This window comes from Actinoplanes sp. NPDC004185, from assembly GCF_053603475.1.
The window spans coordinates 1-11,844 of the sequence record NZ_JBSGFR010000093.1 but is presented as its reverse complement, the minus strand read 5'-3'; the positions used below and the strand labels follow the sequence as shown (position 1 = coordinate 11,844).

Annotated in this window: 11 protein-coding genes; 8 read left to right on the top strand and 3 right to left on the bottom strand. The window is 71.3% G+C overall.

Going from position 1 to position 11,844, the window contains the following annotated elements; genetic code table 11:
• Nucleotides 1-40 precede the first annotated feature (40 nt).
• Nucleotides 41-1,546: a non-reducing end alpha-L-arabinofuranosidase family hydrolase gene (locus ACWEOZ_RS43365; RefSeq protein ID WP_451916511.1), complete on the bottom strand. Its 1,506-nt coding sequence runs from the start codon at nucleotides 1,544-1,546 to the stop codon at nucleotides 41-43.
• Between the two features lie 221 nt (nucleotides 1,547-1,767).
• Complete coding sequence (locus ACWEOZ_RS43360; protein WP_451916510.1) at nucleotides 1,768-2,892, bottom strand: hypothetical protein; 1,125 nt, start codon at nucleotides 2,890-2,892, stop codon at nucleotides 1,768-1,770.
• Nucleotides 2,893-3,275: 383 nt separating this feature from the next.
• On the opposite strand from ACWEOZ_RS43360, the gene ACWEOZ_RS43355 reads away from it, so the two are divergent.
• From ACWEOZ_RS43355 to ACWEOZ_RS43320, 8 genes are all read left to right on the top strand, one after another.
• The gene (locus ACWEOZ_RS43355) at nucleotides 3,276-3,956 is read left to right on the top strand and encodes an AbfB domain-containing protein (protein ID WP_451916509.1); all 681 of its coding nucleotides are present in this window, start codon (nucleotides 3,276-3,278) and stop codon (nucleotides 3,954-3,956) included.
• Nucleotides 3,957-3,999: 43 nt separating this feature from the next.
• Nucleotides 4,000-5,004 (top strand): LysR family transcriptional regulator, encoded by a 1,005-nt coding sequence (locus tag ACWEOZ_RS43350; RefSeq protein WP_451916508.1) that lies wholly within the window; start codon nucleotides 4,000-4,002, stop codon nucleotides 5,002-5,004.
• 160 nt (nucleotides 5,005-5,164) lie between these two features.
• Complete coding sequence (locus ACWEOZ_RS43345) at nucleotides 5,165-6,154, top strand: LacI family DNA-binding transcriptional regulator (RefSeq protein ID WP_360555548.1); 990 nt, start codon at nucleotides 5,165-5,167, stop codon at nucleotides 6,152-6,154.
• Nucleotides 6,155-6,330: 176 nt separating this feature from the next.
• Nucleotides 6,331-7,281, top strand: coding sequence for an alpha/beta hydrolase fold domain-containing protein (locus ACWEOZ_RS43340; protein ID WP_451916507.1), 951 nt, complete (start codon nucleotides 6,331-6,333; stop codon nucleotides 7,279-7,281).
• Nucleotides 7,282-7,310: 29 nt separating this feature from the next.
• Nucleotides 7,311-8,681: an ABC transporter substrate-binding protein gene (locus ACWEOZ_RS43335; RefSeq protein ID WP_451916506.1), complete on the top strand. Its 1,371-nt coding sequence runs from the start codon at nucleotides 7,311-7,313 to the stop codon at nucleotides 8,679-8,681.
• A 4-nt stretch (nucleotides 8,682-8,685) separates the two neighbouring features.
• Nucleotides 8,686-9,612, top strand: coding sequence for a carbohydrate ABC transporter permease (locus ACWEOZ_RS43330; RefSeq protein ID WP_451916505.1), 927 nt, complete (start codon nucleotides 8,686-8,688; stop codon nucleotides 9,610-9,612).
• A complete protein-coding gene (locus ACWEOZ_RS43325; RefSeq protein ID WP_451916504.1) occupies nucleotides 9,609-10,433 on the top strand; it encodes a carbohydrate ABC transporter permease in 825 nt (274 codons plus the stop codon). The genes ACWEOZ_RS43330 and ACWEOZ_RS43325 overlap by 4 nt, the downstream gene beginning before the upstream one ends.
• On the top strand, nucleotides 10,430-11,326 hold the full coding sequence (locus ACWEOZ_RS43320; protein ID WP_451916503.1) for an SGNH/GDSL hydrolase family protein: 897 nt from the start codon (nucleotides 10,430-10,432) through the stop codon (nucleotides 11,324-11,326). The genes ACWEOZ_RS43325 and ACWEOZ_RS43320 overlap by 4 nt, the downstream gene beginning before the upstream one ends.
• A 59-nt stretch (nucleotides 11,327-11,385) precedes the next feature.
• Here the strand turns inward: ACWEOZ_RS43320 and ACWEOZ_RS43315 are convergent.
• Nucleotides 11,386-11,844: cellulose binding domain-containing protein (locus tag ACWEOZ_RS43315; protein ID WP_451916502.1), on the bottom strand; the 459-nt coding region annotated here is incomplete at its 5' end.

Genomic DNA, 11,844 nt, shown 5'->3' with positions numbered 1-11,844 from the left:
GCCCGGCCACCTGGCCGGGCCCGCCGATCGCGTCATGCCGTCAGCGCTGCCGGGTGAGCAGTCCCGGGCGGTACGGCAGCAGACCGTAGTCGCCGCCGGAGCTCGGTGAACGGCCCTGGTACAGCAGTTGCAGGTTGCACGGGTCGATGGTCATGGTCTGGTCCGCGGTCGTGCGGATCAGCTCGCCGTGACTGATGTCGTTGGTCCAGGTGGCCCCGCTGTTCGCCTTGCCCGCGAACGGGTTGCTCTCCGTGGCCGCGTTCGGCGTCCAGGAGCCGTTGAGGCTGGTGGCGGTGAACGACCGGAAGTAGCGGCCGTTCGCGCCGATGGCCTCGACGATCATCAGGTACTGGTTCTGGCCCTGGACCTTGTACACCTGGGGTGCCTCGAACAGGTTGTTCGTGGAGTCACTCATGATCGTGGTGTACGAGCTGCCGAAGTTGCCGGGGAAGTTCCCGATCGGCATGCTGGCCCGGTAGATCTTGCCGTTGTCACCGGCGAAGAACAGGTACATGTTCGTGCCGTCACCGATGACCGTCTGGTCGATCGGCCCGGTCCCCGAACCCGTGATCGAGCCGGAGAACAGGGGCTGCGCCGCGGACCAGCCGTTGGCGTTGGCCGGGTCGTTGGACGTGCGGTAGGAGAACGCGGTCGCGCCCCACTGATAGGTCAGCACCCAGATGTTCTTCGGGGCGAAGTAGAACAGCGACGGCGCCACGGTGCCCTGGCTCATCGTGTTCTGGCTGGCCGAACCGAGCTCGGAGAAGTTGTTGACCGGGCTGAAGTTCATCGAGCCCCAGCCGCTGGTCGAGGTGTTGCCGTGGGTGGTGGCATAGACCAGCTGCTTGCCGTTGTAGGGCGCGGTGGTGAAGTCCTTCAGCGAGGCCCACCCGGCCTTCGGAGTGGCCAGCTGACCGGTCGAGGACCACCGGTACGACGACGGCAGGGTGCAGGAGCCGCCCGGCGGGGGTGTCGTCGGGGTGGTCGGGGTGGTGCTGCCGACGCGGACGAGCTGCCACTGCTGGTTGGCGCCGTTCCAGTCGGCGTACTGCACGATGTTCGCGCCGTCCGCGGTCGACGCGCCCTGCACTTCCAGGGCCTTGCCGCTGTTGCGGTTGATCAGCTGGACGTAGCCGTCGATGTCCTGGATGCTGAACTGCTGGTTCGCGGCGTTGTTGTCGGTGTACTGCACGATCGCGCCGCCGTCGGCGGTCGACCAGTTGTAGACGTCCAGGACCTTGCCGGACAGCCGGGACTTGAGCCGGTAGAAACCGCCACCGGAATCGACGAACTGCCACTGCTGCTGGGCACCGTCGTTGCGGGTCCACTGGGTGATCCGGGCACCGTCATTGGTGGCGAGGTTGTAGACGTCCAACGCCTTGCCACTGGTGCGGTTGACCAGAATGTACGACGCACTCGTATCGATCGTCGCGGCGGATGCCTCGGTGGCGGTGATCGCGACGGTGCCGGCGGTGGCCACCAGGGCCAGGGACACCAGGGCCGTACGGATCCAGCGAGGCCGCCGGGGACGGGCGGACACTTCCATGTGTCGTTCTCCTTCAGGAGTGGGGAGGGGGTGACCAATTGTTAACGTTCACAACAACGTCGACATTGATCCCGGGACGCGGAGTGACGATGATTGGGAGCGCTCCCGAGAAGCCCATGTTGCCAGAAGGTTTCCGGCTCATCAAGGCGCTGATTCGCCATTGGTGAGCGACTTTGTCAGGGCCTTCCGCGTAACGCTTTTCCGGACAGTGGAGGCGGGATTCAGAAATCGCGTTCGGCGTCGAACCAGGCCCGGGCCGCCTCGGCGTGGTCACCGGCGAGCCGGGCCACCGCCGCCGCGGAATCCTCGCGTTCGCCGGTCTCGATGCCGGGCAGCTTGTTCACCGCCCGGACGAAGTCCCGCACCGCCGCCTCGAGGTCACCGCCGGCGGCGATCGCCTGCTCGGCGGCGCGATAAGCCTTGGTGGCCGCCCGCGCCGTCCGCGCCGGCCAGGCGGCGAAGGGCAGGCCGTACTCGGTGGCGAACCACTGGGCGGTGCGCAGCTTGGAGACCGAACTGTCCCGGAACTCCGGTCGCAGCTCGCCGCGCAGCCGCCGCCCGGTGACCGCGTCGACGTTCCAGGCGATGACGTGCTCCAGCTCCGGCCACGTCGTCAGCGCGGGCAGCCCCGCCAGGTCCGGGCTGAACCGCAGTTGCAGCCCGGTGAGGTGACGAAGCCCGGCCAGCGCCGGCAGGTTGGCGAGCCGGCCGCTCAGCGCGAGCCGGCGCACCTCGGGGAACTGGAGCAGACTCGCGCAGTCGAACGGCTGCCGCACCGGACCCACCGTCACATCCACGGACCGGGCTGCCGCCAGGGCGGGAAAGACCGGCAGGCCGACCGGTCCGGCGGCCGGGTCCGCCAGCGTACGCGGACAGAAATGCAGCGCCGGGCACCTGGCCTCCGCACCGGTCGAGACGCTGAGTGCGGGGAGATTCCCGTACGCGGTGAACGTGCCGTACTCCCGGTCGGGCAGCACCAGACGCACCGGAGCGCCGGTCAGCGTGACGCTCAGGTGCTGGATGACCGTGCCGGATAGGTCGAGATCGTGTGCGGCGTGCGGCGTCCAGGCGAAGCCCTCGGTCGGCCGGGTGCGCGTCCACTCCGCGAAGCCGGTGTCGTCGCCCTCGTAGTGCAGCCAGCGCGGCCAGGGCCCGCCGTCGGGGACGGTGAACGGGTCGAAGACCGTCCAGTCGAGGCGGTCGGCCGGGGAGACCACGAGGTCGGGCCGGGGCCGGCCGGGCCGCGCGGGGCCCATGGTGAGGCTGCCGACGCCCGGGCTGCGGACCAGCCGATGGCTGTGCGCGCCGGTCAGGGACAGCGCTTCCGCGCCGGTCGCCGGGCCCATCCGAACCTCCTCGCGGCGGGCCGGTCAACGATCCGCATTGCCTGTTCGCCGATTCGCCGGCCCGCAATCAATAACGCCGGACGGCGCATCCTACCGGTACGGTCAGAATGCCATCGGATCACGGGTATCGGTTTTCCCGATGTCCCGGATCGACACCTCTGATAACGGTCACAACAGATCGACCGGCCTTGCTTTCCGGAGCCGCATCATTGAATATTGCCGGGCATCGCCATTCTGGCTGCGCCGCGGTGACGGCCGGTATCCGGGAGACAGACACCCCCATGTCCTATCAGCAGCCCGGTCGTTCACGCGGCCGTCCCGGATGGCGAGCCGGCCGGTCGCCCGCCCAGCCACGCAGCTCAGCCGTCATCATCGGCGGGGCCGTGCTCGCGGTGCTGGCGATGGTGCTGGTGATCGTCATCGAGCGCCGCGAGCACGTGGACACCGCGCCCGATGCGAGCGGGGCCTGGATCGCTCCGCCGGTGGCCGACCAGCCGCCGGCGCTGATCCCGTTGCAGTCCGCCACGCCGTCCCCGTCGGGCGCCCCGAACGCCGCGGCCACCGGTAAGCCCCTGCCGGTGGCCCGGCCTTCCTCGTCCCGGCCCGTGCCCCGGCGGCCGTCGGCCCGGCTGCTGCCCGAGCCGGGGAGCCGGATCAGCCTGGTGGCGGTCGGCTCTCCCGGCCTGCGGCTGCGGCACCAGGACTTCCGGATGCGGCTCACCGCGATCGGCCCGCGCAGCCCGGCCCTGGCCCGGGCCGACGCCACCTTCGTCCTGCGCCGGGGCCTGGCCGACGCGCGGTGCGTGTCGCTGGAGGCGGTCAACTTCCCGGGACGCTTCATGCGCCACCGTGACTTCGTGGCGGTGCTCCAGCCGCGCGAGCGTTCGTCGCTGTTCGCGGCCGATGCGACGTTCTGCCCGCGGGCTGTCGGCACCGACGGGACCTTCCTGCTGCGGTCGAGCAACTTCCCCGACCGCCACCTCACCGCTGACAGCCGTTCGGTGCGGCTGGTCGCAGCGGCCACCGGGCCGGCCCAGATCTTCCGCGCCGAGCCGGGCCTCTGAACCCGCGGTCCCCGGCCGCCCGACACCACGGCAGGAGTGACGGATGAGAACCGCGAGCATCGATCTGAACCTGCTGGCGGCCCTCGACGCTCTGCTGGCCGAGCGCAACGTCACCCGGGCCGGCCGGCGGCTCGGCCTGAGCCAGCCCGCGATGAGCGAGGCGCTCGCCCGGCTACGCCGGCACTTCGGCGACCAGCTTCTCGTCCGGGTCGGCAACAACTACGAGCTGACGGCGCTGGGCGTGGGCCTGCGGGCCACCTCGGCCGCGGCGATGCAACTGGTCGAGCAGACCTTCACCGCGGCCCAGGGCTTCGATCCGGCGTCCTGCGAGCGCGAGTTCGTCCTGCTCGCCTCCGACTACGCGGCCGCGGTGCTGGGCCCGCCGCTGATGCGCGCCCTGGGCAAGGCGTCCCCGGTCGCCCGCCTGCGCCTCGACCAGCTGCCCGCGGACGACCCGGCCGGTACGGCGGCGGGCCGCGCGCGCCCGCCCGACGGTGTGGTCCTGCCCCGCAGCCTGGCCCCGGCCGGGATGCCCGGGACGACCCTCTTCTCCGACCGCTGGGTGTGCCTCGCCGCCGCGGACAACCCGGCCGTCCGGGGCGGGCTGACCGTGGAGAAGCTCGCGGCCCTGCCCTGGGTGGTGCACCAGGACGTACGGGCGTACCACCCGGTGCTCGCCGATCTGCGGGCCCGCGGGCTCTCGCCCCAGGCCCGGTTCTCCGTCGGCGGGTTTCAGCTGCTGCCCGAACTGGTCCGGGGCACCGACCACGTCTGCCTGATCCAGGAGCGGCTGGCCACCCGGGTCGCCGGGCCGGAGCTGCGCGTCCTCGAGGTGCCGTTCGACCTGCCGCCGGTGGTGGAGACGCTGTGGTGGGACCCCGCGCACACCCACGATCCCTCGCACCGGTGGCTGCGCGACCTCGTGGCCGGCGCCGCCCGCGAGCTGACCGGAGAGCCGGGCCCCGGCGCCTCGTCGAACCAGTCGTGCAAAGCCCGCCCGCCGGCGCGACCATTGTCGCCCGGCAAACGGCGCAGCCAGCACGATTGACGCGGTATTCCACAATGGTGCCGCCCGGTCTTGGAATAGTACGGGTATCGCCTTTCGCTATTGGGCCGGCGACCGATCTCAGCGTCTTGCCCGAGGGCTCCGAGTCACGTCTGTAGACTGCTTTCATCAAAGCGCTTCGGCAGTGCGAGAGCAGGCGGCGGTGACAGCACATCGGGTCACGATCTACGAGGTGGCCGAGCGGGCCCAGGTGAGCATCTCGACGGTGTCGAACGTGCTCAACAAGCCCGACAAGGTGCGGGCGGCCACCCGGGCCCGGGTCCTCGCCGTCGTCGACGAGCTCGGCTTCACCCCCAAGGTCCAGGCGGTCAGCCTGGCCCGGCAGGGCACCGGCCGGATCGGCGTGATGGCCCCGTTCACCTCCTACAGCTCCTACCTGCGCCGGCTCTCCGGGGTGCTGACCGCCGCCACCGAGCTGGAGACCGACGTGCTGGTCTTCGACCACGAGTCGGCCGCCCTGACGTCGTCGCCCACCCTGGCCAGCATGCCGATCCACGGCCGGCTGGACGGGCTGATCGTCATGGGTCTGCAGATCGAGCCGGGCATCGCCGGGCGGCTCCGCGAGCGTGGCCTGCCGACCGTCGTGGTCGACGCGGACAGCGACCTGTTCAGCCGGGTCGTGATCGACGATGACGACGGCGGCCGGATCGCCGCCCGGCATCTGCTGGAGCGGGGCCACCGGCGGCTGGGCTACCTGCTGGAACGGCAGGTCTCCGACTACGAGTCGCAGGCGGTCAAGCGGCTGGCCGGGTTCCGGGACACAGCCGCCCGGTCCGGGGCGGAGGTGGTGGTCGCGACCAGCGACAACTCGGTCGACGGGGCGCGCCGGGCGGCCGCCGGGCTGCTGGACGCCGCCGAGCGACCGACCGCCGTCATGGCCCACCACGACGTGCTGGCGGTCGGCGTGCTGCTGGCGGCCCGCGACCGGGGCCTGCGGGTGCCGCAGGACGTCGCGGTCATGGGCTTCGACGACGGGGAGGCGGCCGCCGCGGCCGATCTGACCACGATCCGCCAGCCGTTCGAGGAGTCGGGCAGCACCGCGTTCGGTGTGCTGCTCGGGCACATCGGCGGGTCCGCCCTGCGTTCGGCCACGGTGCTCGACGTTCACCTGGTCGGACGCTCCACCACCTGAAGCGGGGTTCCGTCCCGGCCGGGCCTGTTAACTGATCACGGAAGTCACGAGTCATCTGACCAGCGGCGACGCTATAAAAGTGCTTTTACAAAAACTCTTGACAGGGCTTCCCGGCTGATGTTTCGTTCGTGTGACGAACCCGCTGGGCAGCAGCGCCCGGCACCGAGGGAGTGGCGATGGGACTGGCCGACGCGGTCGAGGTCTTCCTGGCGACGAAGCCGGACTCCGGTGACCCCGCTGCTCCCGTGGCGGAGCGGCGGGCGGCCATCCACCGGGGCTCGGACGAGATCTTCGCCCGGTTCGGCGCGCCCGCGGTGCCGGTCGAGGTCCGGGACCATCCGGTCGGTGCCATCCGGGTCCGGGTCTACCGGCCGGCCACCGCCGCCGGTCCGCTCCCGCTCTACGTCTTCCTGCACGGCGGTGGCTTCTGGCTGGGCTCCGTCGACGAGAAGGTCAACGACGCGATGTGCCACGACCGCAGCCGCCGCGCCGAGTGCGTCGTCGTGGCGGTCGACTACCGGCTCGCCCCGGAGCACCCCTTCCCGGTGCCGCTGGAGGACTGCTACGCCGGCCTGACCTGGGCGGTGCGGCACGCCGGGGAGCTCGGTGCGGACCCGGAACGCGTGGCCGTCGGCGGGATCTCGGCCGGTGCGAACCTGGCCGCCGCCGTCACGCTGCTCGCCCGGGCCCGGGGCGGCCCGCGTCTGGCCCTGCAACTGCTCGAAGTGCCGCCGCTGGACCTGACCCTGGACACCATGCGCCGCTCCGGCGTCTCCGACGACTACGGCATCACGGTCGACGACATGCGGCTCTGCGGCGATCTCTACCTCGGCCCGGAGCACGACCGGGGCGACGAGGTCGTCTCGCCCCTGTTCGCCACGGACCTGACCGGCCTGCCGCCCGCACGGATCATGAGCGCCGAGCTCGACCCGCTGCGGCTCGAGGGCGAGCGGTACGCCGACCGGCTGCGCGACGCCGGAGTCCCGGTGTCGTTCGAGATCTATCCGGGGGCGGTGCACGGATCGCTGGCCCTGACCGGCACCTGGCCGCCGGCCGCCGGCTGGCACCAGGACGTCATCACCGCGCTCCGGCGCCTGCACACCCTCCCGCAGCACCCGACCCGCTGACCGCTTCACCCGTCCACTGAGGAGTGCTCATGACCCTTGTCCCGTCCGGCCGGCACCCCGCCGGCCGTACCCGGCCCCTGTTCGCGATCCTCGCTCTGTCCGGCGCGCTGGCCGCAGCCGCGTGCAGCGCGCCCGGTGGCGACGCCCCCAGCGCCGGCGCGAGCGCCCCGGCCACCGTCAAGACGACCTGCGGCACGGAGCCGGTGACCCTGAAGGGCTACTTCGAGACCGGCTTCCCGCTGCCGAAGACCCTGGCCGACGCGTTCACCGCGCAGTTCCCGAACGTCAAGTGGGACATCCGCGAGGACCAGTTCGCCGTGATCACCCAGAACGCCCCCCGGGTGCTGTCCGATGATCCGCCGGACCTCATGCGCCTGCCGCAGATCTCGGAGCTGGCCAAGGACAACCTGCTGCTCAACCTGGACAGCTACGCCTCGGCGTACGGCTGGGACAAGTGGCCCGCCTCGCAGCTCGAGCAGATGCGGTTCGGCAGCAACGGTGAGCGCGGGGCCGGCCCCCTCTACGCGATGGGCCTCAACTTCAGCATGACCGGGATCTTCTACAACAAGAAGCTCGCGGCCCAGGCCGGGATGACCCAGCCGCCGCAGACCCTGGCCGACTTCGACGCCGTGCTGCAGAAGGCCAAGGCCGCCGGGATCACCCCGATCAACCAGTTCAACGGGGGCGCCACCGGCGGGCTCGCGTTCCCGCTGCAGAACCTGATGGCGGCGTACGGCCAGACCGCCCCGATCAACGACTGGATCTTCAACAAGCAGGGCGCCACCATCGACACGCCGAGCAACCTGCAGGCCACCCAGCACCTGGAGAAGTGGATCAAGGCGGGCTACCTGGCCCCGGACATCAACTCGCAGGACTACGCGATGATGATGAGCCGCTTCATCGGCGGCAAGAACCTGTTCATCTTCAGCGGCGACTGGGAGTCCGGCAACCTCGACAAGCAGATGGCCGGCAACGCCGGGTTCTTCCTCATGCCCCCGGCGCAGGCCGGTGGCAAGCAGGCCGCGATGTCGGCCCCGCTGACCTACGGGATCAGCGCGAAGTCCAAGAACGCCGACTGCGCCGCCTTCTTCCTCAACTGGGTCGCCACCGACCAGAAGGCGCGCGACCTCGGCGTGAAAGTCGGCGGCTCGCACCCGATGGGTCCGACCGACGCGTACATGCCCGCGGTCGGCCAGGACACCGTCACCGCGAGCACCCTGGCCGCCGGGGCGACCATCGGCAAGGACAACGGCGCCATGGACTTCATCGCCAACGCGACCGGCGCCATCTACGCCAAGAGCTGGACGCCGCAGCTGCAGAAGCTGGCCGCCGGTCAGCAGACCCCGCAGGGCCTGCTGACCGCGGTGCAGAAGGATTACGAGAGTCAGGTCAAGGGCTGACCCGATGGCCGGACCTCTCGCTGTGACGGCGGAGCCGGCCACCGGGCGGGGGCGGCGCCGCCGCCCCCGCTCGGCCTGGCTCGGCTGGCTCTTCGCCCTGCCCGCCGTCGTGGTCTACCTGACCTTCGTCATCCGCCCGTTGCTGCTCACCGTCCAGTACTCCTTCTACGACTGGAACGGCATCGGCGCGGCCGAATGGATCGGCCTGGACAACTACGTCCGGCTGTTCACCGACTCGGAGCTGTCGGCCACGATCCTGCACGCCTTCGAGCTGATCCTGTTCTTCAGTTTCGTGCCGGTGCTGCTGGGCCTGGCGGTCGCGGCGACCATCCGGCAGATCGCCCGGAGCCGCCTGGCCCTGGTCGCCCGGACGGTGCTGTTCCTGCCCCAGGTCATCCCGCTGGTGGCCGCCGGCATCATGTGGACCTGGCTGCTCTCGACCACCGGCCTGATCAACCAGCTGCTGTCCGGCCTCGGCCTGGGCTCGCTGACCCGGGCCTGGCTCGGGGACTTCGGCACCGCGCTGCCCGCGGTCGGGGTGATCGGCGCCTGGGTCCAGATCGGACTGTGCACCCTGCTGCTGCTGGCCGGCATGAGCAAGATCGACAATTCCCTGTACGAGGCGGCCCGGCTCGACGGCGCCGGCCCGTTGCGGGAGTTCCGCTCGATCACGCTGCCCGGGCTGCGCCAGGAGATCGGGGTGTGCGTCACGGTCACGGTGATCTCCGCCCTGGCCAGCTTCGACATCATCTACGTCTCCACCCAGGGCGGCCCCGGCAACGCCACCATGGTGCCCGGCCTGGAGATCTACTACCTCGCGTTCGCCGAGCGGGAGGTCGGCACCGCCTCGGCGCTCGCCGTCGCCCTGACCGTGCTGGTCCTGCTCTGCGTCCTCCCGATCCAACGGCTCACCAGGGACGGCACCCGATGATCGTCACCCGTCGCGAGACCCTGACCGGGCGGGTCCTGCTGGTCCTGCTCATGGTGCTGACCGTGCTGCCGTTCCTCAGTCTCTTCGTCACCGCCCTGCACCCCTCGGGGACCTATCCCGATGGGCTGTCCTGGCCCAGCCGCCCGCAGTGGGGCAACTTCGCGCACGCCTTCCAGGCCGCGAACATGGACCGGCTGCTGCTGTCCAGCGCGCTGATCGTGCTCGGCGTCGTACCGGTCTCGATCCTGTTCGGGACCATGGCCGGCTTCGCCTTCGGGCATCTGCGGATGCCCGGCCACCGGCTCGGCTTCCTGGTCTTCGTCCTCGGGCTCACCCTGCCCTTCGAGGGCCTGATCACCCCGCTGTACTACCAGGTGCGCGACATGGGCCTGCTGAACACCCGGTGGGCCATCATCCTGCCGCTCATCGGCCTGTTCATGCCCTTCTCCGTGCTGTGGATGCGCGCGCACTTCGTCACCATGCCCGACGAGCTGTCCGAGGCCGCGCGCATCGACGGGGCGAACACCTGGCAGCTGTTCTGGCGGGTGCACGTGCCGCTGGCCCGGCCGGCCCTGACGTCGCTGGGGATCCTGCTGTTCCTGTGGACCTGGAACCAGTTCCTGCTCGCCATCGTGCTGGTCGACGATCCGGCGAAGCGGACGATGGCCGGTGCGCTGGGCGCGTTCCAGGGCCAGTGGGGCACGGACATCCCGCTGCTGTGCGCCGGCTCGCTGCTCATCCTGACGCCCACCCTGGCCATCTTCCTGATCTTCCAGCGCCGCTTCGTCGCCGCTCTGTTGCAGGGCTCACTCAAGGGATGACCACCGACCACGACCGCAGGCAGTTCCTGCGCTACACCCGTACCGAGAACTGGCCGATGCTGGCCCGCCACCCGGTGGCCGCGACCGTGCACCACGACCTGCTCGCCGGGATGCTGGCCATCCGCCCGGAGGAGGTCGCCGCCGGGATCGAGGCCCTGCGGGCCGAGGCCGGCCGGGCGGCGGCGGACCTGCTCGCCGACGCCGGGCTGCGGACGGCGATCGAGGCGCTGCCCTTCCGGGCCGGTGACCGCCTCGTGGCCGTCGGCGACTCGATCACCGCGGACCGGGTCGGCTGGTTCGAGATGCTCGCCGCGGCCCTCGCGGCGGCCGGCCCGGGCGGCCTCACCCTGCGCAATCTCGGGCTCAGCGGCAACACGACCGCCGATGTGCTGGAACGCTTCGACCTGCTGGAGGCGGCGCGCCCCACCCACGTGCTCTTGCTGCTGGGCACCAACGACGCGCGGCGGCACGGCAGGACGGCCGGGTATGCCATGGCCACCGGTCCCGAGACGGAACGCAATCTGCGGGCGCTCGTCGACCTCGTCACCCGCGACCTGAAGGCCGGCATCACGCTCGTCACGCCTCCGGCCGTCGACGCTCCAGCGGCCGACACGTTCTTCGCGGGCCTCCCGCTGAGCTGGGACGCGGACGCGGTCGCCGACATCGCGGCCCGGGTCCGCCGGATCGATGCCCGGTCCGTCGGCCTGCACGACGCCCCGTGGGCCCGTGCGCCCGGCGAGCTGCTGGAGGCCGATGGGGTGCACCCGACCCCGCCCGGACAGCGGATCATCCTCGCCGCCGTCGTGCGGCACCTCGCCGGCGCCGCGGGCCCCCCGGCCGGTGCCGCGAGCCGCCCGGCCGTGCCGGACGATCCGGCCGGCACGGCCGGGTGAGGTCGCGGACAGCGGGCTCCGCCGGCCCGGATCGTCCGGGCCGGCGGCGGTTCGGCGGCTCAGCCGGCGGTGCAGGTGGGCGTGGCGCCGGGGCCGGCGCCGGTGCCCTGGAACCCGAACTCGGTGCTGCCGCCCGCGGTGATCTGGCGGTTGTAGTCGACGCCCCGGAAGCTGACCGTCCCGGTGGTGCCGGTGTTGGTCGCACTCCAGGTGCCGGTGACCGCGCCACCGGACGGCAGCGTCACATTGACGGTCCAGCCGTTGACCGCCGAGGAGCCGGCCGTGACCCGCACGGTGGCCACGTAGCCGCCGTTCCAGCTGTTCAGCGAGACCGAGGCGGTGCAGCCCGCGCCGGTCTGCGGCGGGGGCGACGTGGTGACCGGCGGGGTGACCGGCGGCGTGGTGGGATTGGTCGTGCCACCGGCATTGAGGGCGTTGAGCACTGAGGTGTAGGCGGCTTTCTTGTTGCCGGAGCCGTCGAACAGCAGCGGGTTGTCGCTACGCCAGGAGTCGCTGTC